General features: G+C 37.0%; 21 protein-coding genes. 16 read left to right on the top strand and 5 right to left on the bottom strand.

All coding sequences use genetic code 11. The annotated features are described in order from the left end of the window. Positions 1-172: 172 nt before the first annotated feature. Complete coding sequence (locus MWU82_RS14915) at positions 173-670, top strand: metallophosphoesterase family protein (protein WP_215946638.1); 498 nt, start codon at positions 173-175, stop codon at positions 668-670. Positions 671-847: 177 nt separating this feature from the next. On the opposite strand, the gene MWU82_RS14910 is transcribed toward MWU82_RS14915, so the two are convergent. Next, a complete protein-coding gene (locus tag MWU82_RS14910; protein WP_215946637.1) occupies positions 848-1,258 on the bottom strand; it encodes a DUF4293 domain-containing protein in 411 nt (136 codons plus the stop codon). A 197-nt stretch (positions 1,259-1,455) separates the two neighbouring features. On the opposite strand from MWU82_RS14910, the gene rho reads away from it, so the two are divergent. The 4 genes from rho (at position 1,456) to MWU82_RS14890 (ending at position 5,956) form a co-directional block, all read left to right on the top strand. Beyond that, a complete protein-coding gene (gene rho, locus MWU82_RS14905) occupies positions 1,456-3,144 on the top strand; it encodes a transcription termination factor Rho (protein ID WP_247096995.1) in 1,689 nt (562 codons plus the stop codon). Between the two features lie 198 nt (positions 3,145-3,342). Then, entirely contained in the window at positions 3,343-4,035 is a 693-nt protein-coding gene (locus tag MWU82_RS14900) for a hypothetical protein (RefSeq protein ID WP_247096994.1), read from the top strand. 40 nt (positions 4,036-4,075) lie between these two features. Beyond that, complete coding sequence (locus MWU82_RS14895) at positions 4,076-4,756, top strand: hypothetical protein (protein WP_247096993.1); 681 nt, start codon at positions 4,076-4,078, stop codon at positions 4,754-4,756. 582 nt (positions 4,757-5,338) lie between these two features. Next, a complete protein-coding gene (locus tag MWU82_RS14890; protein ID WP_247096992.1) occupies positions 5,339-5,956 on the top strand; it encodes a nitroreductase family protein in 618 nt (205 codons plus the stop codon). A 24-nt stretch (positions 5,957-5,980) separates the two neighbouring features. Here MWU82_RS14890 and MWU82_RS14885 read toward each other — a convergent pair whose 3' ends face one another. Continuing rightward, on the bottom strand, positions 5,981-7,342 hold the full coding sequence (locus MWU82_RS14885; protein ID WP_247096991.1) for an NAD-dependent succinate-semialdehyde dehydrogenase: 1,362 nt from the start codon (positions 7,340-7,342) through the stop codon (positions 5,981-5,983). A 105-nt stretch (positions 7,343-7,447) separates the two neighbouring features. After that, positions 7,448-8,731: a DUF2254 domain-containing protein gene (locus MWU82_RS14880; RefSeq protein WP_247096990.1), complete on the bottom strand. Its 1,284-nt coding sequence runs from the start codon at positions 8,729-8,731 to the stop codon at positions 7,448-7,450. A gap of 484 nt (positions 8,732-9,215) precedes the next feature. On the opposite strand from MWU82_RS14880, the gene MWU82_RS14875 reads away from it, so the two are divergent. The 9 genes from MWU82_RS14875 to MWU82_RS14835 all read left to right on the top strand — a co-directional run bounded on the left by MWU82_RS14875 (position 9,216) and on the right by MWU82_RS14835 (position 16,864). Then, positions 9,216-10,100, top strand: a complete 885-nt coding sequence (locus tag MWU82_RS14875) for a mechanosensitive ion channel family protein (protein WP_215946630.1) — start codon at positions 9,216-9,218, stop codon at positions 10,098-10,100. A gap of 140 nt (positions 10,101-10,240) precedes the next feature. Beyond that, positions 10,241-10,402: a DUF1328 family protein gene (locus tag MWU82_RS14870; RefSeq protein WP_072862602.1), complete on the top strand. Its 162-nt coding sequence runs from the start codon at positions 10,241-10,243 to the stop codon at positions 10,400-10,402. A gap of 71 nt (positions 10,403-10,473) precedes the next feature. Then, positions 10,474-10,665, top strand: coding sequence for a hypothetical protein (locus MWU82_RS14865; protein ID WP_215946629.1), 192 nt, complete (start codon positions 10,474-10,476; stop codon positions 10,663-10,665). A gap of 211 nt (positions 10,666-10,876) precedes the next feature. After that, positions 10,877-11,197 carry a hypothetical protein gene (locus tag MWU82_RS14860; RefSeq protein WP_215946628.1) on the top strand — a complete coding sequence of 107 codons (321 nt, stop codon included), beginning with the start codon at positions 10,877-10,879 and terminating at the stop codon, positions 11,195-11,197. Between the two features lie 250 nt (positions 11,198-11,447). Next, positions 11,448-12,011, top strand: a complete 564-nt coding sequence (locus tag MWU82_RS14855; protein ID WP_215946627.1) for an AraC family transcriptional regulator — start codon at positions 11,448-11,450, stop codon at positions 12,009-12,011. A 12-nt stretch (positions 12,012-12,023) separates the two neighbouring features. Beyond that, entirely contained in the window at positions 12,024-12,470 is a 447-nt protein-coding gene (locus MWU82_RS14850) for a response regulator (RefSeq protein ID WP_215946626.1), read from the top strand. A gap of 13 nt (positions 12,471-12,483) precedes the next feature. Then, complete coding sequence (locus tag MWU82_RS14845) at positions 12,484-15,063, top strand: ATP-binding protein (protein WP_247096989.1); 2,580 nt, start codon at positions 12,484-12,486, stop codon at positions 15,061-15,063. A 397-nt stretch (positions 15,064-15,460) separates the two neighbouring features. Further along, a complete protein-coding gene (locus MWU82_RS14840; RefSeq protein ID WP_247096988.1) occupies positions 15,461-15,601 on the top strand; it encodes a hypothetical protein in 141 nt (46 codons plus the stop codon). Between the two features lie 231 nt (positions 15,602-15,832). Next, the gene (locus tag MWU82_RS14835) at positions 15,833-16,864 is read left to right on the top strand and encodes a helix-turn-helix transcriptional regulator (protein WP_215946622.1); all 1,032 of its coding nucleotides are present in this window, start codon (positions 15,833-15,835) and stop codon (positions 16,862-16,864) included. A 238-nt stretch (positions 16,865-17,102) separates the two neighbouring features. Here MWU82_RS14835 and MWU82_RS14830 read toward each other — a convergent pair whose 3' ends face one another. Together MWU82_RS14830 and MWU82_RS14825 are read right to left on the bottom strand one after the other, a co-directional pair. Next, positions 17,103-17,591, bottom strand: a complete 489-nt coding sequence (locus tag MWU82_RS14830) for a DNA starvation/stationary phase protection protein (protein ID WP_247096987.1) — start codon at positions 17,589-17,591, stop codon at positions 17,103-17,105. Between the two features lie 379 nt (positions 17,592-17,970). Beyond that, entirely contained in the window at positions 17,971-19,542 is a 1,572-nt protein-coding gene (locus MWU82_RS14825; protein WP_247096986.1) for a hypothetical protein, read from the bottom strand. 196 nt (positions 19,543-19,738) lie between these two features. Between MWU82_RS14825 and MWU82_RS14820 the strand changes: the two genes are divergently transcribed. Further along, positions 19,739-20,209, top strand: a complete 471-nt coding sequence (locus MWU82_RS14820) for a hypothetical protein (RefSeq protein WP_247096985.1) — start codon at positions 19,739-19,741, stop codon at positions 20,207-20,209. A 237-nt stretch (positions 20,210-20,446) separates the two neighbouring features. Further along, positions 20,447-21,190, top strand: a complete 744-nt coding sequence (gene fabG / locus MWU82_RS14815; protein ID WP_247096984.1) for a 3-oxoacyl-ACP reductase FabG — start codon at positions 20,447-20,449, stop codon at positions 21,188-21,190. Positions 21,191-21,201 lie beyond the last annotated feature (11 nt).

Below are 21,201 nucleotides of genomic sequence, written 5' to 3'. Positions count from 1 at the left end.
ACAGATAGCTGAAATGTTTTAATACAATATTGTTATAAAGTTTTACTATGCCCATTTATCCAATTCCCTTATGTTTACAGCTCCAAAATTCCAAGGCAGGAACCTTAGGTTTACACAGTTTTTAAATTTGCAATTTGCTTTCTTGGCAAAAAAATTAAAAAGAATTAAACGCATGAAAAAAATACTCCTTCTTTCCGATACCCATGGGCATATGGACGAAAAAATCCTAAAATACGCTAGGGAGGCCGATGAAATATGGCATGCTGGAGACATTGGTAATTTGGAGGTAATGGATACGTTGGAAAAAATAAAGCCGGTAAAAGGAGTTTACGGAAATATAGATGAACATAGGATTCAATTGGAGTATCCATTGGACAACCGATTTAAATGTGAGGATGTTGATGTCTGGATGACCCATATTGGTGGATACCCCAATAAATACAATGTACGGATCAGGGAAGAGATCAAAAGGAACCCACCAAAACTTTTCATCTCCGGACACTCCCATATCCTAAAAGTAATGTGGGATAAAAAGTTAAACCTGTTACATATGAACCCCGGAGCGTGCGGCATCCATGGTTTTCATCAAATACGGACCATGTTGCGATTTGCAATAGACAAAGAGAATATTAAGGATTTAGAGATTATTGAGCTTGGTAAGAGGGGATGATTATCATTGGCCTATAAGATACTAAGGGATAAACCACAATATCCCGCTAAAAAAGAGGGATTAGTTCAACTAACAGTTTTAAATTCGTTACAAGCAACTTTTTAAATCTGAGTTTCACCAAAAAAAAACCCGGGCACTACCCCGGGTTCACGCACTAATACTACTAAGATGTTAGGCTTAACGCAATCGATCAACAGATTTTACAAGATCTTCATCCTTTTTTATTGCCCTGTTGGCCAGGACTAAAAAAACGATAGAAAATACAGGAATCAGCATCCCAATACCCTTCTCAGAAACCAAAGTTTCTCCGGATAAGTTTAGTGATCGGTAAACGAAAAATCCTAGTAAAAAAAGATTCAATATCATATTCAACCTGTTAACTACAAATTGATTTTGTCTATTCTTAAATAAAACTATCCCCAACAGTCCAAGGACTGCAACGGCATAAAAAGCAATGGAAACAAATACTTCATTTTCCGCAAATATCTCATTTCCCCTAGCATCCGACCATAGATTTACAAAAAACGGTACAACCGCCCCTAATAGTATAACTACGATTAAATAAAGAGTCTGAATTCTTTGAATCATGCTTTATAATACAATTTAGAAGCAAAAATAAGCGTCTTTTTAAAAATTATCACCCTAATATTGAAAATAATTTGTAATATTGCTACGTTATAAGTCAGATTACTTACCAACAGGGGATTTCATTCCCTTTATTATCCAAAAACAAGAACAACATACACTTCATATTTTCGTAATAAGTATAATTTATTCAAAACTTAATGTTTGAGATTTCAGATTTAAAATCAAAAAAGCTTCCTGAGCTTCAGGAAATAGCCCAGGGCCTAAATGTTGCCAAATTTAAAACTTTAAAAAAGCTTGATTTGGTCTATCAAATTTTGGATGTACAAGCATCCAATCCAAAAATAGTTCAAGAAAGAACTACAACTACAACTACAGAGGAAAGTAGCCCAGCAAAGCCAAAAAGGTCCAGAATAATCAAGTCGAAGCCAAAAGAGGCCGGAACAAAAGCCGCTGCACCGGGAAAGCCGGAAATAAAATCTGTTACTCCAACAGAAAAACCCAGCACCCCAGAAGAAACTCCAACTGTGGTCGAAGATAAAAAAGAGGATACTAAACGCGAAAGAAAGCCCCGCCAACACAATAGTCCTGTTCAGGCGAAAAAGGAATTTCAAAAGGGTGCACCACAACAAAATGCATCACAGCAAAATACTCCGCAAGCCAACAAACCTCAACATAAAAAAAATCCACACCATCAAAAAGGCAATGTTGACAAAAACAACAGCAATTTTGATAAGGACCTAAAAAACAAATACAAAGAACCGGAATTTGAGTTCGACAGTATTATAGAAAGTGAAGGTGTCTTGGATATTATGCAGGATGGTTACGGATTTTTAAGATCTTCTGATTACAACTACCTTTCTTCTCCAGATGATATTTATGTATCCCAGTCCCAAATACGATTATTTGGATTAAAAACTGGAGATACCGTACTTGGGAATGTACGTCCGCCAAAAGAAGGTGAAAAGTATTTCCCACTTATTAAAGTGAATAAGATAAACGGGATAGATCCCCAAATAGTTAGGGACAGGGTGTCTTTTGAACACTTGACCCCATTGTTCCCACAGGAAAAATTCAATCTTGCGGAAAGACAAAGTACCATTTCTACAAGAATTATAGATTTATTCAGTCCCATTGGAAAAGGTCAAAGAGGTATGATCGTATCCCAGCCCAAAACTGGTAAGACCATGCTTTTGAAGGATATAGCCAATGGTATTGCTGCAAATCATCCAGAAGTTTATCAAATTATCCTTTTGATAGATGAACGTCCAGAAGAAGTAACGGACATGCAGCGTAATGTTCGCGGTGAGGTTGTTGCCTCTACTTTTGACAAGGAGGCTACAGAACATGTTAGGGTTGCCAATATTGTTTTGGAAAAAGCAAAACGTTTGGTAGAATGCGGTCACGATGTGGTTATCCTATTGGATTCCATTACCCGTCTTGCCCGTGCCTACAATACCGTACAACCTGCCTCCGGAAAGGTCTTGAGTGGTGGTGTGGATGCCAACGCCCTTCACAAACCAAAACGTTTCTTTGGAGCTGCACGTAATATTGAAGGTGGAGGTTCCTTAACCATTATTGCAACTGCACTTACCGAAACCGGTTCTAAAATGGATGAAGTAATCTTTGAGGAATTCAAGGGAACAGGTAACATGGAATTACAATTGGATAGAAAAATATCCAACCGTAGAATATTCCCTGCTATCGACCTTACTTCTTCGAGTACAAGAAGGGACGACCTTTTACTGGATGAAAACACCATTCAGAGAATGTGGATCATGAGAAAGTATTTGGCCGACATGAATCCGGTAGAGGCCATGGAATTTATTGAACAAAGATTTAGGCAAACCAAGAACAACGAAGAGTTTTTGTTGACCATGAATCAATAACCTAATAAGTATAATCCCTTAAAATGGGGACAGTCTTAAAATCCCATTTGGCCTTTGCCAAATGGGATTTATTTTTTACATGATTTTTTTAGATGTACAATAATCAGTACTTTAACATATAATTTAACAAGTGTTTTCCCCCAACGCTTACCACTAAATAATTACTTTAATTAACAACTAATTGTAAAAATTTAAATTATGAAAAACCTAAAAAGAATTCACGCAAACTTGTGCCTTGGAATCCTTGTTGTTTTTGGTCTCACTTCCTGTGAACAAAAAAAGGAAAAATCACCTATGACAGAACCTGAACCTATGGAAATTAATGCTCCCAAGCAGATTGTTTCCGTATCCCAGGCAAAAACTATGTACGATGCCTACGGCGAGCGAAGGGTTGGCCTAATTGAAAAATATGAAAATGAACTGGCCCCTGAGAAGAAATTTGATGTAGCCCGGTTTGGTTATTATGATTACAATACCATAAAGGAATATATGAACTATATTGAACAAGAAGCTAAAAAGGCCAATGTGGAAATTTCCTCCCTACGTTTTTATTTTTCCAATTATCCAGATAAAAAGACCTTTGAAGATGGCAGGGAAATAAAACATCCAAAGCAAAATTCATTTTTTATCATTCCTGCCATTAAGGATAAAAACAATCGGGAATACGGGTACTACATTAGGGAAGAGGACGATGGCAAAAATGTCCCCGTTTTACTTACAGATAATTTGGAACCAAAAAAAGAGGAAGGAATGAACAGGATGCAGTCTAGTGAAAGTAAATCCGAGGCTTCCTTTATGCCAACAGCATCCCCTGCCCCTTTCTATGCCAAAAATAAAAGTATGGTGTTGAACGAGGCCAATATGGTTCCTCCACCATACCATGAGGATTAATAAGACCCATTAACCCCAGATTAAAGCAAAAATGGAAATATTGGATACTATTTTAGAGAATGCCAGTCAACCGCTCTATGCCGTAACCTTATTAATAGCCTTAATAAAATACCCCAAATATTACAGTACACCTTTAAAGTATTTCCCAATACTTATAATGTACACCTTCCTAACAGAATTATTGGGCTATTTTACAAAGAACTATGAGGTATTCCATATTTCCATTTTCTCTGCTTTTGTTAAGCACAATGTTTTTATTTACAATATTTATAACTTAGTTTTCTTTAGCTATTTTTTTTACGTCTATTGGTGCTATATAGAGAACAAAACATATAAAAATTATATATTATTGGCCGGAATATTTTATCTGACCGCCTCGCTGATAAATCCATTTTTTCAAAACTTTAAACTAGAATCACAGGTATTTAGTTATTTGGCGGGAGCTATTGCCATTTTAATATGTATTACCCTCTTTTTCTTGGAACACAGGCATAGTTCAAAAAAATTGGATTATAGGTTTACAGGAATTAAATGGATTAGCATTGGATTGTTAATTTTTTATCTGGGTTATGCCCCCATCAAGGCTTCCAGATTTTATAATTATACCTACCAATTAAATGAATATGTTCATATTAGAAGAATACACCTATCACTGATCGTATTGATGTATATCAGTTTTATTATCGGATTCCTAAGAATGAAACGTAAGTTTTGGATTTAACCTAGGACAAGCTAAAACCCCTTGGAGTTTCTCTGTAGCAGTACCACCTGCCAAATGGCCTACCACATTATCCCTGACGCTATTTCAGGTGTATATACTACAACAACTATATGGACCCCTGCCAATCGTTATTAGCTCTAAAAACCTGTTTGGAAAGAATCAATTATTATTGGTTTTGGGTCAATAAATTATCCCACAAGTTATTATTATTGATATAATTTTTAAAGCCTATACAGTTTAAGCCCCCTGTGGGCCATCCCCTGGGGATGCTACAAACAAACGGATCAGAGGCACACATTGCCCTTTACCAGCGGCAAATACAGCTCAAAATAACCAGGAATAAAGAAGACCCATTTACCGCGTTCAACCAAAGCGGTTGCTCCTTGGTTGGGCCATAACTGCAATACGATCCATTTAATAAAATTAGAAACTAATGATGTTAAACCCTAGAGCAAGTCCCTAAACCCATAAAAAGAGCGGCCAAACTAAAAAAAGCTGCTATGGCAGAAGCATTTATTTTGGCAACCCATTTATTGCAAGAAAAAGAAACGGATTAATAAAACTTTGCTAAAAAAAAGAAACATGACAGCACCGGAACAAATACAATTAGAAAATATCGCCGATTCCGATTATGAAATATTTGCACTCTTAAAACAGCGATATAGCCCTCGGATTTTTAAGGATAGAAAAGTCACTGAACAACATTTGCACCAACTTTTTGAAGCTGTACGTTGGGCTCCAAGTTCCAATAACGAACAACCTTGGCGATTCCTATATGCAGAAAAAGGTTCAAAGGCCTATGGAAAAATCATAGACAACCTAACAGATTCCAATAAGATTTGGGCAAAAAATGCCCCTCTTTTAATGCTTACAGCATATAAGAAAGAAAGCGAAAACGGAAAAGAAAATTTCCATGCCCTTCACGACTTGGGCATGGGATTGGGTGCAATGACCGTACAGGCACAGTACATGGGGATAGCCATGCACCATATGGCCGGTTTAGACTACAAAAAGGCCCAACACATCTTCAATGTCCCAGAAGAATTCCATATTGTTACGGCAATTGCCCTAGGCTACTATGGCGGGGAACTGGATGATCTGCCCCAAAAGCTTCAGAAAAAAGAAATAAGTGAACGGCAACGTATGCCCCAAAATCAATTCGCTTTTAGGAATAGTTGGGGTACAGACCAAAATATATAGCAATAGCAAATTCCCATTAAAATTCTATTTCCTTATATAAACCGTCTTTTTGTTCACAAACTCCAATATACCTTCCATGGAAAGCTCACGACCAAATCCCGAGGCTTTTGTTCCTCCAAAAGGTAATCTTGGATCGGATTTCACCATTTCATTGATAAAAAATGCCCCATCCGGTATATTCCCTATTATTTTCCGTGCAGATTTTATATCCTCTGTGAACAGCATGGATCCTAGACCAAATTTAGAATTTGCGGCCATCTCAATGGCTTCCATTCTATCTTTTGCCTTGACCACAGCTGCCACTGGGCCAAAAAGTTCCTCATCAAAGGCGGGCATACCAGGAACTACACCAGTAAGTACTGTAGGCTCATAATAGGCACCGTCCCGTTTATTTCCAAGCTTAACCTGAGCCCCCTTGTCCAAGGAATCATTTACTTGTTGCGCCAATGTTTTGGCCAAGTCCTCCCTGGCCATTACACCGATATCCGTGTGTTTATCCAACGGATCTCCAGATTTAAGAGTTTGGATTCTATTGGAAAATTTCATTAGAAACTCCTCATATATAGCCTCGACTACTATGAATCTTTTTGCCGCTATACAACTCTGTCCGGTATTCTGCATTCTGGCCATTACCATGGTGTCCAAATGTTTGTCCAAATCGGCATCTTCCCAAACTATACAGGCATTATTGCCCCCTAGTTCCATAACACATTTTTTTAAATGCTTTCCTGCCTGGGCCGCAATAGCCCTACCTGCCTTCTCACTTCCCGTCAGGGTAACACCTTGTACAATGGAATTTCCAATGATAGACTCAAGCTGTTGATGGTCCGCAATAATAGACTGAAAGCTTCCCTCTGGATAGCCTGCCGAAAGAAATAGCTCCTGAAGTGCCATGGCACAACCGGGTACATTACTGGCATGCTTTAATATTACAGTATTACCGGCAGTGAGCGTAGGTGCCGCGAAGCGGACAACCTGCCAAAAGGGAAAATTCCAGGGCATAATAGCCAATACACAACCAATGGGGTCGTAACTTATAAAACTTTCGTCAGCCTCGGTTTCTATAAGATCATCTGCAAGAAACCTAACGGCATTCTTGGCATAAAAATCGCAAGCCCATGCGCATTTTTCAATTTCGGCAATACCTTGATTTATAGGCTTTCCCATTTCCTTGGACATTAACTGGGCATAGGATTTTTTATTTTTCAACAATGCCTTGGCCAGTTTTTTCAACAGTCCCGACCTATGTTCCACGCTTTCAATTTTCCAACTTTCAAAGGCCAGTTCGGCCTTTTCCAACACCCTCTTTATATCACTTTCAGAAAATATTCTATACTTTTCAAAAGGCTTTCCGTTATATGGGTTTACTGACTCTATATATTCCATGTGTTTTAATTTTTATATTGTTACAAAATGCAAGATAAAAGGTTTGTATAAATGGTATAACTCAATACAACAAACCATTTCCAGAATTGCTCCTTAATAATTTTTCTATTCAAACATTGCCAAAACTTTTTCGCGATCAAATTTATTCTCAATATTTCCCTCCACATCTATTTTTAAAGCTTCCAATTCCTTTTTCACATCTTCCTTATTTTCCTTGGAAACCTTTGCATCACGCGCTATAAATTTTAAGGCCCCAAGCAAGGCAATAACAACTGAACTATCCTTTTTTGCATACAACCTGATAGGCTGAATAATTGTCTGAAGTAATTCCTTGGCCATAACGTTATTTCTGACTATGATAATCTTGCCGTCCCTTAAGGAGTTGGAAGTCTTAGGCGGAAATCTCAAAATCTTCACAAATAATGGTGCCAATTTATTAATGGCATCAATGGCAGTTCCAGGATCGTTAATCCCCGGTGACATGGCTTTGACCGCTATTTCCATCAATTTAATAAATCCGTCTATTCCCTCGTTTTGATCACTTCTATTACTGGAAATATTTATACACAACATTAAGTTTTTCAAATCCTCATCCGAAAGCGAATTCTGGGCTCTTATCAATGGCATTCCTTCCCATAAATGACATCCAACGAATGGCAGTATTTCAAATTGATGGCAATTCCCAACTAAGGAATCGCTTAACAAAGAGTCATCAAACCCTCTATAATAGCCCGACTTATCTGAGTTAATGGTTTCAAAATCATCCATCTTAAATTCTCGCAACCCAACCTTTAGGCTACTAGAATCCTCAAAGTCCTTATCCAAATATTTTGAACTGGATCGAAATATATTATCTATTATATTTTGAATTTGAATAGAGACAGAAATGCTATGGATAAAATATACAAACAATCCTGTACAAAATACTCCTGAAATTGCGGCCAACATGGCTGAGAACCCCACCGAATGGGTTTCAATATCATTGGCTCCAAGAACAATGAGAATTATAATACAATACAACAGTGTACCTATATAAACCCCTAAAATTAATTGATGTCTTTTATTGGAGACCAGACTTGGCAATAATCTTGGAGAGAAATTGGAAGAAGCCTGGCTGAGTACCACCATGACCATGGTAAAACTAAATACCGTTAAAGAAAGAATGCCACCAATTAAAGTTGTTAATATGGCCCTAGCCGTTTCATAATCCTCTATAAAGAGGTAAGGAATCTGTTCTTTAAACCTTTTGGCCAATTCCAAACTTTCCAGTTCCAGTATTATAAATGCCAATAGACAATAGCCGAATGAAATGAGCACAGGGTAAAATGCAATGCTCAATAGCACTCTACGATATAATACCTTGACTATTTTAATAGCAGATTTAAACATGTCGCAACCAATTAACAAGTTGATTAAAGGTAGTTAATCCCTTTTACTGCACTAACCCAATACCAATAAATTGTATCACATACCATTGAAATTGAATGAATTGAACAAATCAACCCATGTCATCTACTTTATAGATTAGCAAAAGAGTCAATCTTATTGATATTACAGCACACATATATTGAACGCCTTTGATAATTTTGGTTTATAAGAAAAAGAATATTGCCATTTACGTTTTGGCAATCAGGTAAACCCATAATTTCGGGGGGACATTTGGGTTTAAATGTATTCTTCTTTGAATTACTGTAAACTACAAGAGTAATTCGATTAAGATGGTTAGGTTGGTTGTTAATTAATGGTTCCGATATTTAAGTATATCGGAACCATTTTTATTGGATCAGCGTTTATTATAAACGTATATTTAAGAATCATAGGGTTATTCCTGAAAATCTTCTTAACTTTTAAAACAACAACTAAAAGTACGGTTATGGATTTAGATATAGACGAGGCCTGGGAGGAAATGATCAATAGACTAACGTCTTGGGTAGACAGTTTAATAGTGAATTTACCCAATATTATTTTAGCTCTGTTCGTATTCACCATCGTAATTCTACTTTCCAAATATTTCACCAAACTTACGTGGAAACTATTGGAGAAAAGCAGTCTACAAAAATCCATGAAGAATTTAATTACCAAATTAATTTCAGTTTTGGTAATTCTAACCGGGTTATTTCTAGTGCTTGGAATCTTGGACCTAAGCAAAACGCTAAATACAATTTTAGCGGGTGCAGGGGTAGCAGGTCTGGCTGTAGGTCTGGCATTGCAGGGCGCCCTGGCCAACACCTATTCCGGTATAGTACTTTCCTATATAAAGCATATAAAATTTGGGGATTGGATAGAGAGCAATGATTATGAAGGTGAGGTGATCGATATAGACCTAAGAGCAGTAACCATAAAACAATCGGACAATAATTTGGTTTACATTCCCAATAAATTGGTTTTGGAGAACCCAATAAGAAATTTCTCAACAACAGCACAGTCCCGTGTAATTCTTAAGTGCGGTGTTGCCTATTCGTCCAATTTGGAATTTGTGCGCGACTTGGTATGCAAGACCATTGCCTCCCATTTTGACAACGTAGAAAATGCCAAGGAAGTAATTTTTCTTTATACCGAATTTGGCGATAGCTCCATAAATTTTGAAACTCGATTTTGGATTCAATCCACCTCCTCTCTAGAGGTCTTAAAAGCCAAAACTATCGCCATGATAGCCATAAAGAAAGCTTTTGACGATAACAACATTAATATCCCCTTCCCTATACGAACATTGGACATTCCGGAAAACATCAAATTCACCAACCCTACAAACAACTGAATTAAAACAAGTTACACTAAAACCATCTGTGTTAACCATTAATGTGATAACGTTAATCAAAGTGATTTAATAGCCCGAGATTTGTTTCAGAGATTGTTTAAAGAACAATTTATAGTATTAACCTAAAAAACACATATATCATGCTACGATGGACAGTAACATTTGTAATATTAGCAATAATCGCCGCAATTTTCGGATTCGGGGGAATAGCAGCAGGAGCTGCCAGTATTGCCAAAATCTTATTTTTTATTTTCTTGATTCTCTTTGTAATATCATTATTTACAGGCAGAAGTAAGGTCTAAATAAGACAGCTTTGTAATAATTATCATTAACAACATTAAGTACACAAGTACGTAATCCTAAAACTATAAAAATGAAAAAATCGATAATATACTTTTTATTCGCTCTACTATTTACTATTTCTTTATCCACCTTTACCAGTTGCAGGGAAGAAAAAACTACAGGTGAGAAGATTGAGGACGGAATAGAACAGGTAGGTGATGATATTGAGGAAGGTGTGGAAGAAATTGGTGATGAAATAGATGACGCCACGGACGACAATTAAAAGATTCTCTTTGGTTGGTTAGATTTTGTTATGAACGGACATTTTCCTTTGCGGATTTTGTCCGTTTTTATTTCCCCAGGAAATACATGACAATGCCCAGACCTTATACCCAATAGTATGACCAATGATTTTTGGTTACAAAAAACAAAGGAACCTTTTTCCAAAGATTCAATTAAAAATATAATCCGATATAAATTTAAAAAATATGAAAATGAAGAATGAATTTGCCAAGAACGAAAAAGAAATTATAGATAAATATCAAAAAAAAGGCTTTAATGGCAACTACCGGGTGGAAAACATGAAATTGATCGACTTGAAGACGAAAATTGAATATTCGCCTGAAAATGTTACTATTTTAAAGGAATATCGCTTCGAAGGTATGAGCAATCCGTCCGACATGTCCATTTTATATATTTTGGAAACAAACGACGGCAGCAAGGGAACAGTATTGGCCAATTATAGCCCATCGAGCAATATTGAAACAGCAGAATTTTTTAAGGAAATTCCCGAAGAAAACTACATAACAAACTAAAACCATTTAATCGCTAATAAAGCTACCACAGCATGCACAAGGCATTATAACCACTTCCTAGAATGCGAGTAAGGCTGCACATATAGATAGTAGCAAATATTAGCTACGGTATCAATTAGGTGTACAATGGATAAAAAATTCACTGAGCAGTTTAATTGAAATTAAAAAATCATCATCTTTGTGTATAACGCCTACATTGTTTTCCCTGTTTACGGGAATCCATGTAACAGGCCCATATTATATGCAATTAATGAGAATCTATTTAAAATTTGATTTTAACCTTATCTGTAAAGCTGTTCTACAGGAACAATTGGACGCCTTAGGAATGAAATACACCATTCACGGTGTAGGGGAAATTGAATTTGAAAGAAGGCCTACAGCTGGGGAAGAACAGGAAATGGCATCTCTTTTGGGAAAATATGGTATAGAAATTATGGATGACCAACAAATGGCATTGGTGCAACGTATTAAAGATTCCGTTACAGAATGGATCAATGATGAAGAGAACCCTAAACTTTACAATTTCTCCACCTATCTTTCTGAAAAACTGGACTATTCATATACCTATTTGTCCTCAGTATTCTCTGAAGCGACCTACTCTTCAATTGAGAACTTTGTAATTTTAAAAAAAATAGATATAGCCAAAAGTTTAATCCTTCAAAATGAACTAACTTTAACCGAAATAGCTTATAAGCTTAACTATAGCAGCGTATCACATTTATCGGCCCAATTCAAAAAAACGACCGGACTTACTCCTTCCGCCTTTCAGAAAATAATCCTTAAACGGAAAGAAAGAGCCTTAACCCAAAAATAACCAGACCAAAATATGCCCTTACATACGCTAAACATAGCCTTGGCCGATGATGATGAAGATGACAGAACATTGTTCAAGGAAGCCATGAATGAAATTAAAATTAAGACTAAATTATCTCTTTTCAATAATGGAAAAGAGTTAATGGATTACTTGGTCCTGCCCAATGTGATCTTACCGGAAATAGTATTTCTGGATTTAAACATGCCCGTCAAGAATGGAATGCAGTGCCTCAATGAAATAAGAAACCACCCTAGACTTCAGGACCTACTGGTTGCCATATATTCAACATCTTCTTCCGAAGCCGATATTGAAGAAACCTTTGTAAACGGCGCCAATATTTACATTAATAAACCCAATAGCTTTGGGGCCCTAAAACAGGCAATTGAAAAGGTTTTACAGCTCAATTGGCAATACCATACCTCGGCCTTGAACAAGGATAATTTTTTATTAAGGATCTAAAGGGAGTTAAGGCATGCCGATAAGAAAAATAACATCCTCTCCAAAAGTACTTGCCGTCTCGCTTATTTTGGCCATTGCCCTACTTATGTTTCTTGGGAGCATCAGTTACAAGCAGATCGTACAGCTTGGACAATCGGCAGATATGGTTTCCCATACCTTGGAGGTGGACATGGAAATAAATCAACTTTTTTCCTATTATGCCCAAATGCAGTCTACGGAGCTTAAAAATCTGCTTTCCCAGGACACATTGGGTATTTCTTCCTATGAAAATTACAAACCGCAAGTACAGGAGTCCTTCCAAAAACTTAGGAAGCTAACCCAAGATAATTCTGTACATCAGAAAATTCTACTTTCGGTACAATCCTGGCAGGACAGCCTTTATAATTCCTTAAAGATTATAGCAAATATTCCCTTCCAAAAAACAAATTACTCTTCCAGTGATAGGGAAAAAATAACCAAGGTTTCAAAGTCCATTACCCAGTTGAATTTGCTTAGAAACCAAATGTATCAAGAAAAGCAGATTCAACTTGCAAAGCGCAAGGAAGAATATAGATCGCAAATATTATTTACGCCCCTAATGACTTTACTCTTGGGTATGTTTGCCTTATTTATCTTCATTATCTCATTTCTACAGATAAACTCGCAGCGAAAAAAAACAGTCACCGCAGAGAAATTCCTTCAAAATATTTTAAGTAGTACAGACAATATTATAAGTTACTTCTTGCCCATTTACAATACAAGCGGTGAAATAAAAGACTTTACCATCGTATTTACCAATGAAAAAATTGAATCGGTTCTAGGGAGAAAATCCGACCAAATAGAGCAACGTAAAATGTCCGAACTAGTTCCCGTTAACTTTGAGAATGGCATTTTTGACGAATTATCGAAGGTTATTGCAGAGGGGGGCACCCGTAAATTCGAAAAACATTTTCAATACAATGGCCATGAGTTTTGGTTCAGGACCACTGCTGTAAAAATGGAGGACGGGGTTTTAACCACTTCCATCGATACGACCTCCGAAAGGGAATTTACACGGAATTTAAAGGATTTGAACCAACAGCTGGAAAAGCAGAACCACAATTTGATAGAAACCAAGTCTTTTTTGAACAATATTCTTGAAAGCACCAGTAATACTGTTAGTCATCTTATTACCGAGAGAGATTCGAATGGTAAAATAATAGATTTCAAATATTTATTCACCAACACCGAAAGTGAGAACCTTACCGGAAAACAGGTCGATGAAGTGATAGGAAAATCCATCTCCAAAATCTACCCCTTTGTACATGAAACGGGATTATATGACTTGATGGTAAAATGTGCCAACAATGGCACCATTGAAACACATGAAACCGAATATCCATTAAAAGAAAAACGCGTTTGGGTCCATACTACCATAAATAAACTAAACGATGGTATTACCCTTACTTCCTATGACAGCACTCAGGTAATTAATACCAAACAACGTTTATTGGAGCTTAACGAACAATTAACGGTACAGAATTCTATTTTAAATGATGCGGAGGCGGTTGCCAAAATTGGTAGCTACCGTTGGAATATTGAAACCCAAGAGGCCACCATGTCCGATAATTTTTTCAGGTTATTGGATTGCGAACCCAACGAGTTTAAGCCAGCACCTGAAAATTACAGGCCCTTTGTGCATCCAAAAGACCTTATGGTTTATGACGAAAAACTAAACCTGGCCTTGGAGAAAAAAATAATCACCAATTTCACCTATCGCATTATAACCAAAAAAGGGAAGGTAAAACACCTTCAGAATACAGGCCATTTTTTAAAGACCGAATTTATTGGGGTAGTCAAGGATATCACCAAAGAACTAAAAAATGAACAAAAACTAAAGGATAAGAACCTGGAACTAAAACGCACCAATAGTGAATTGGAATCTTTTAACCGTGTTGCCAGTCATGACCTTCAGGAGCCTTTAAGGAAAATTCAAATGTTCATTTCGAGGATAATGGATTCCAATTCCTCAAATTTTACGGAACAACAAGCGCAATACATTGACAAAGTAAAATCCTCTGCCAACCGGATGCAGACCCTTATAAAATACCTACTATCCTATTCCAGACTTAGCAAAAAGAAAAAGGACTTCCTGCAAGTAGACCTGAATCTTGTTATGGAAAAAGTACAGGAAGATCTGGAGGCCCCAATTAGGGAGTCGGGGGTAGAATTTGTACTTGGCGACCTTCCTGAGGTAAAAGGTGTCCCCTTTCAGTTAGAGCAACTATTCAGCAACCTGATTTCCAATTCCATCAAATATCACAGTATTCTTGATACTCCAAAAATAGAAATCGCTTGCAAAAAAATGCAGCGCACTTCAATTCCTGATGATTTTCATAAAAAAGCCAAGGAATATTACTGTATTTCCGTTAAGGATAACGGTATTGGTTTTGAGCAGGCCAATGCCAATAAAATATTTGAACTATTCCAACGCCTTCATCAAAAAAACGAATATTCCGGCACGGGAATAGGATTGGCTATTTGCAAAAAGATCGTGGAAAAACACAAAGGACATATCGTGGCTTATGGCCAAGTAAACAAAGGAGCTACCTTTTACATCTATTTGCCTGTCTAAATATGACATATACCCCAGAAATATCTTCTTCTAAGCGGGCATCAATCTCAAAAACTACCGCATTAACCATGCTCTTTAGTAGTTGAATCCTCTCCTCTTAATTATAACAAAATCACTTTAAATTAAATATTACCCTAAGATTGGGTACAACCAATAACTTCCTTTTATCAAGAAAAATACCTAGCAAAAGATACTCTAACACAACCAAAAATCCCAATAAAACAGCTACTTAAATTCTTGTTAATCATTGATTCTGTCCATTAAAATCTTACTCTTTTTAATGAAATAGGGGTCATTTCGTGGAATTATATAACAGAATATAAAAATTGTATAACATAAAAGACACCCTCTGTAACGAACTTTGTGGAACACAATAAGCAATATAAAGACAGCCAACATGAAAAAGACAACAGAACCCTATCAACTGAATTCAAAAATTGGAAAAAGTTGGACCTTGGATTCCGAGGACAACAAAAATTATGATCTTCCTGATAATTTTATCATGGGCATGACCAATAGCCATTCAGAATCCAACTAAGTCCAAGACTTAATTAATTGCGAAGGCCATGTGGCCTTTTGATTATGATAAAAAGGAAAATGCCAAAAATGTTGATTATCGCAGCAATAATAATGCTCTTTCTATGGGCTATTGGCTTTTTTATATTCAACGTCGGCATAATAATACATCTATTCCTACTACTTGCCGTGGTATTATTTATTACCAGGGTTATTAGAGATAAATGAAGTACTAATTCTAAAATACGGAAACATGAAAATTGTATATCTTAAAACGAACAATATAGCCAACATATTTAATCAGTTACAGCAAGACTTGGGCGGAAAATTAAAAATTCGACCACAGGAGTATAACCTAGAACTGCACAATAATTTGGTAAGCGGTGTCATTAGCGGGGTTTCCTTTAAGAATAATATATCTTTTATGGAATACGACATTGTCTTCAAGGAAGATATGCTTCTCATCAATAATATGCCGATTACCAACCCCATTCACTTTATGTATTGTGCCAAAGGAAAAATCAGTCACAGTTTCGGAATCAAAGGAGAAAAAAGACTCCTTAACCAATTCCAAACAGGAATATTTTCCTGTGACCCCAGTCAGGATACCACCTTGTTCTTTAGGAAAAATGAAGTTGTAAAACTATCCAATATAATGGTGGACACACATGAACTTGATCAAGATGATGAAAATACCGACCTTCTAAGAAATCAGTTACTAAAAACATTTTTGCCAAAACTAGGACAGAACATTTTTGCCTATATCGGTTCATACAACCTAAAGATTGCCGAAAAAATACAACAGCTGGGTGCTATTACCCAAAAGGGATTGGTTAGAAATCTTTTGATAAAAGGTATTGTACATGTTATTTTGGCCATGGAAATTCAACAACATAAGGAAGATAGAAAAAATGCAAAAAACAATTTCGGATCCTTGACCAAAGATGAAATGGATGATATAAAAGAGTTATCCAACTTCATCAAAAATTATCCGGAAATTCAATACAGCCTAAAATACCTAAGCAAGAAATCGGGTCTTTCACCGGCGAAATTACAGGAAGGTTTTAAACTGTTGTTCGACAGAACGGTCACAGATTACATTAGGAACGTTAGGGTAGAGACCGCAGAACACCTTATTAAGACTACCGACCTCAACATTTCGGAAATAGTGTATAGTGTAGGCCTAACTAGCAGAAGCTATTTTTCCAAAATATTCAAGGAAAAATACAACTGTAGTCCTAAACATTATCAGGACCATCAAAATTTGGTAGCTGTCACAGCCTAATATATAGTTGAGATTATTTACACAACCAGTCTTTAGACTGGTTTTTTTGTTTTTAAAGGCTTGATCAATAGACCTACATCCCTATTAGCCCATCTATGTCCCATTCACCCCTCCTTCAAGGAATACTAAATACCAATTACTGGATGCTGCAGACCGGCCTTAAAATCTCTTACTTCATAAAAAAACGGCAGGAGTTTTTCCTGCCGCTGTCAAATAACTTTCTAAGTCCTATTCCTTATTAAAAGGTTTTTAAGGAAGCCCGTAGCATCCAGGACATCTGCTCATGCAATTGCATAATTCCTGTTATGAAATCGGCCGTACCTTCGTCATTGTGCTCCTCTGCATTTTCACTGATACTTTTTCTAATAAACTTGATAATTGTTTCGTGGTCTTCCAATAAAACTTCCATAAAACTGGAGCTATCGTTCTTTTTTGGACTTTCATCCTTCAAATGTGAAAGTTCCAAAAACTCGTTCAAAGTCCCCGGAGAATAAAAACCTAGCATACGTATTCTCTCGGCAACCTGATCTACAATTTTCTCTATCTTATTGTATTCTTCCTCAAAAAAAACGTGTTTGGTATGGAAATCGATTCCCTCTACATTCCAATGCGCATTTCTCAATTTGGTGTACAGCAAATACTCGTCCGCCAAAAGTTTGCCCAGCATGGCCACTACGGCTTTTCTATTGTCTTTTTTGATTCCGATAGTTGCTTGTGTTGTTTCCATAATATATTAATGATTTTATTTTTTGTTAATAACAACAAGTTAAGGCACTTTGTACGGAAACATTGATCCAAACGATTTTTTGCTTTGCTCTATTTGAGTAAGATCTAAAGAGATGCATTTAAGCAGCTATTTACAAACTAAAAAACAGCCGTTGTGAGACTTTTTGAATGATGCTAAACCTACCTTAGGTATAGCAATGTAAGTGTATATTTGTTTAGGAGAAGCTTAGCTCTTTTTAAGTATTCTGCCCGGATTATAAGAATGCCAATTTTGATTGGTCCTTTAAAAGGATATCCCTATTCTATACAGCGCCAAAAAAGTAACCCCTAAATCAGAATATCCCATCCTATTTTTAGCTTGATCTGATCCTGGTAAAAAATTATTCCTTTTTGCCATCACCGGTAAGTGTATTGACAATGCCGTCCATTACATTGAGCCATAAATAATTAAAGAATGATTTGGTATTATCCCTCTCTGAATATATTTCCCCATATCTGTAGCCCGATTCGTCCGTTTTGGAGCCATCATTGGTGAAAATATTGCCAACAAAGGTCAATAGTTTATTTACACCCATCCTATCCTTTTTAAGCACTGTAAAACGAAAATCCTCATAGTTCATTTTCATATCCCCAGTAGAACTAATTGCATCACCACTAACAGTAAAATAAAGCTCTTGCACATCACCTTCGGCCTCCGTGCGTAGATTGGATCTCAGGAATTGATTAATGCTTTTGGACTTAAAATTAGTGACAACACCAGATACGAAAAATGCATCGTTCTCCTTGTTGGCATCAAAATTCCATGTCAGCTCAATTGGGGCTTCCCCCATAAGTTGGGCCACAGCCTTAATCTCGGTCTTTTCGCCGCTTTCCTGGGTATTGGAAACATTGCTTATTGTAGCGCCAAGATCGGCAAATACAATCTCTCCCGGAACTGTCCCACTTTTCACCAATTCCGAATACGAAATATATCCGTCGTTGACTTTAACCTCTGAAACATTTAAATCTATGGGCAACTCCCGTAACATTCGGCTGTATAGTTTTTTTTGTTCATAATCGTCCTGAACAAGCTTATCGCGATAGATTTCCATTTTTGGGTATTGGAGAACAACCGATTTGGTGTTTAGGAAAAATCGTTCAGCATTAAATCCAAAATCCATATTAGTCATAACAACTTCGGGTATTTCCAAATCAATGTAATCATGCTCTTTGTCCAATTTTCTGGAAAGAGTTATCTTGTTATACTTGGACTTCAAGGATAAATTACTAAGTTGTAATTCTTTGTTCGTGATAGTTGTACCGCTTAGGGTTAGCGCTTCAAATGGTCCAAGATCCGCATAAACCATTCCGGTACTCAAATCGTAATCGCCATAGGCAAATGGAATTATACGTTCTACAATTTCCTTGTCCATTTTTAGATTCTCAAGGGACAAATTCAAGTTTTCCATCGAAAAAACCAAAGTGTCCGGATCCTTTCCAAATATCCTGAATTCGCCATCTACAACGGACAATTGGGCTATGGACAACGTTCTTTCCTTGGCACTGTCAGAGGCCGAAATCCCATCTTTTTCAACTTGATGCCCCCCTTGATAATATTCCCCCTTTGGCCTTAACAATTGAATTTCTCTAACACTTATTGTGTTACCAAATAAGGCCTGATAATAACCTACACCCTTTATATCAATAGCATCCAACCTCATCCCCGCTTTTCTACAATTGGAGTCCTCATCCAAAAAATCCAACCCAACGTCTGTTAATCCCACGGAGCCACTTATCAGGTTTACATGAATTTGGCTATAGGTCAAATGTATGTGGTCAGGTATTTTTTGGCTCAAGAAATTTTCAATATAACTTCTGGCCTTAAATTGCAGGACGGCAAATAAAAGTAGCATCAGGGCTATTGCAATAGCGATGATCCAAAATATTCTATTTTTCGGTTTGCGGTCGGCCATAATCAGTTTAAAGATTGAAAACTACTATCCACAAAGTACGAGCAAACAATTTTAATTAATGCCCCTACAAAATTAAATATTGACTTTTTCAAAAGTTCATCCCTATGGGTACCAATGGAGTTATAATTTGCTTTGATGGGGACAATGGGGAAACCAAAGAATATCTATTCTTGTAAAAAATAAAACAATCATAATCATGAAAATAATACTGAGTACTTTAACAGTTATAACAATGACAATAGCGGCGGCCAATGCCCAAGCAATTTCCAAAAACGCCATTGGTCTAAGGCTTGGGGACAATGACGGATTTGGAGGGGAAGTATCCTATCAAAGAGCGGTATCGGATAACAATAGGCTTGAATTTGACCTAGGTTGGCGCGATTCCAAAAATGTTGATGCCTTTAAGTTGGTTGGACTCTATCAATGGGTGATGCCAATAGAAGGACTATTTAACTGGTATGTAGGTGCAGGGGCAGGATTAGGCTCCTTCGATTCCCCGGGTGGAGATGGTACCTTTGCTTTAGTTGCTGGAGATATAGGCATAGAATGTAATTTTGATTTCCCCCTTCTGTTATCCTTGGACATACGTCCCGAGTTGGGTTTCAATGATAACTATTCCGATGACCTGGATCTGGATATTGCATTAGGTGTTAGGTATCAGTTTTAAAACGATTAAAAACATAAACACCAATTACCCTAGTATCAATTTCCTTGATTTCTAGGGTATTTTCATTCTATAGTTGCTTTTTGGCCAACTAAAAATTATTTCAAACTTTTAATTACCCAGATTGCCATAAGGGCTTACTACAGTTGTCCTCTGCCAATAATACTTGTTACTTCATTAGAGTTTGTCTTCAAAGTTTTTTAAATTACTGAATTAAAACCAGTTAAATAATTAAAAAAAATGAAAAAACTAGAGGGTCAGGTTGTAATCATTACCGGCGGAGCAAGAGGTATAGGTGAAGGAATCTGTAAAGTATTCTGCAATGAAGGCGCCACTGTAGCCCTATGGGATGTTTTGGAAGAAGGCCAGAAAACTGCGGACAAAATTGCCAAGGATGGCGGCAAAATATTTTACCAGAATGTGGATGTTTCCAGCCAAGATTCTGTTGACAAGGCTGTTGCAAAGGTCATCTCCGAATATGGAAAGATAGATGTACTCATTAACAACGCCGGAATAATTCGTGACCGATCTATCCTAAAAATGAGTCGCGAGGAATGGGACCAAGTTATGCGGGTAAATTTAGACTCCCTTTACATAACCGCCAAGGCAATTGTGCCACATATGAAAATGGCCAATTACGGCAGGATTATTTCCGCCTCTTCCGTGAATGCCTTCCAAGGCGCCTTTGGGCAGACCAACTATAGCGCCAGTAAAGCTGCTATAGTAGGCTTTACACATTCCCTTTGCAGGGAAGTTGGCAAATACAATATTACCGTAAATGCTGTTGCCCCGGGATTTATTAAAACTGAAATGACAGATTCAATGCCTGAGGATGTTATCCAAGCAGGGATTTCGATGATTCCCGTAGGCCGGATTGGCACACCGGAAGATATGGGACACGCCTATTTATTTCTGGCTTCCAAGGAAGCCGGATTTATAAGTGGCCACACCTTGCATGCCAATGGAGGTGCTATGCCGGTTTAATTTGAGCATCA

The organism is Arenibacter sp. S6351L, assembly GCF_023016025.1.
Classification (GTDB): Bacteria; Bacteroidota; Bacteroidia; order Flavobacteriales; family Flavobacteriaceae; genus Arenibacter; species Arenibacter algicola_B.
The sequence above is the reverse complement of the archived record's forward strand: the minus strand, read 5'-3'. Positions and strand labels throughout refer to the sequence as shown.

Bases quoted from the DNA above. Each gene is read 5' to 3' on its own strand.
- MWU82_RS14915 (WP_215946638.1), top strand. From the start codon at position 173: ATGAAAAAAATACTCCTTCTTTCCGATACCCATGGGCATATGGACGAA.
- MWU82_RS14910 (WP_215946637.1), bottom strand. From the start codon at position 1,258: ATGATTCAAAGAATTCAGACTCTTTATTTAATCGTAGTTATACTATTA.
- rho (WP_247096995.1), top strand. From the start codon at position 1,456: ATGTTTGAGATTTCAGATTTAAAATCAAAAAAGCTTCCTGAGCTTCAG.
- MWU82_RS14900 (WP_247096994.1), top strand. From the start codon at position 3,343: ATGAAAAACCTAAAAAGAATTCACGCAAACTTGTGCCTTGGAATCCTT.
- MWU82_RS14890 (WP_247096992.1), top strand. From the start codon at position 5,339: ATGACAGCACCGGAACAAATACAATTAGAAAATATCGCCGATTCCGAT.
- MWU82_RS14885 (WP_247096991.1), bottom strand. From the start codon at position 7,342: ATGGAATATATAGAGTCAGTAAACCCATATAACGGAAAGCCTTTTGAA.
- MWU82_RS14880 (WP_247096990.1), bottom strand. From the start codon at position 8,731: ATGTTTAAATCTGCTATTAAAATAGTCAAGGTATTATATCGTAGAGTG.
- MWU82_RS14875 (WP_215946630.1), top strand. From the start codon at position 9,216: ATGGATTTAGATATAGACGAGGCCTGGGAGGAAATGATCAATAGACTA.
- MWU82_RS14870 (WP_072862602.1), top strand. From the start codon at position 10,241: ATGCTACGATGGACAGTAACATTTGTAATATTAGCAATAATCGCCGCA.
- MWU82_RS14865 (WP_215946629.1), top strand. From the start codon at position 10,474: ATGAAAAAATCGATAATATACTTTTTATTCGCTCTACTATTTACTATT.
- MWU82_RS14860 (WP_215946628.1), top strand. From the start codon at position 10,877: ATGAAGAATGAATTTGCCAAGAACGAAAAAGAAATTATAGATAAATAT.
- MWU82_RS14855 (WP_215946627.1), top strand. From the start codon at position 11,448: ATGAGAATCTATTTAAAATTTGATTTTAACCTTATCTGTAAAGCTGTT.
- MWU82_RS14850 (WP_215946626.1), top strand. From the start codon at position 12,024: ATGCCCTTACATACGCTAAACATAGCCTTGGCCGATGATGATGAAGAT.
- MWU82_RS14845 (WP_247096989.1), top strand. From the start codon at position 12,484: ATGCCGATAAGAAAAATAACATCCTCTCCAAAAGTACTTGCCGTCTCG.
- MWU82_RS14840 (WP_247096988.1), top strand. From the start codon at position 15,461: ATGAAAAAGACAACAGAACCCTATCAACTGAATTCAAAAATTGGAAAA.
- MWU82_RS14835 (WP_215946622.1), top strand. From the start codon at position 15,833: ATGAAAATTGTATATCTTAAAACGAACAATATAGCCAACATATTTAAT.
- MWU82_RS14830 (WP_247096987.1), bottom strand. From the start codon at position 17,591: ATGGAAACAACACAAGCAACTATCGGAATCAAAAAAGACAATAGAAAA.
- MWU82_RS14825 (WP_247096986.1), bottom strand. From the start codon at position 19,542: ATGGCCGACCGCAAACCGAAAAATAGAATATTTTGGATCATCGCTATT.
- MWU82_RS14820 (WP_247096985.1), top strand. From the start codon at position 19,739: ATGAAAATAATACTGAGTACTTTAACAGTTATAACAATGACAATAGCG.
- fabG (WP_247096984.1), top strand. From the start codon at position 20,447: ATGAAAAAACTAGAGGGTCAGGTTGTAATCATTACCGGCGGAGCAAGA.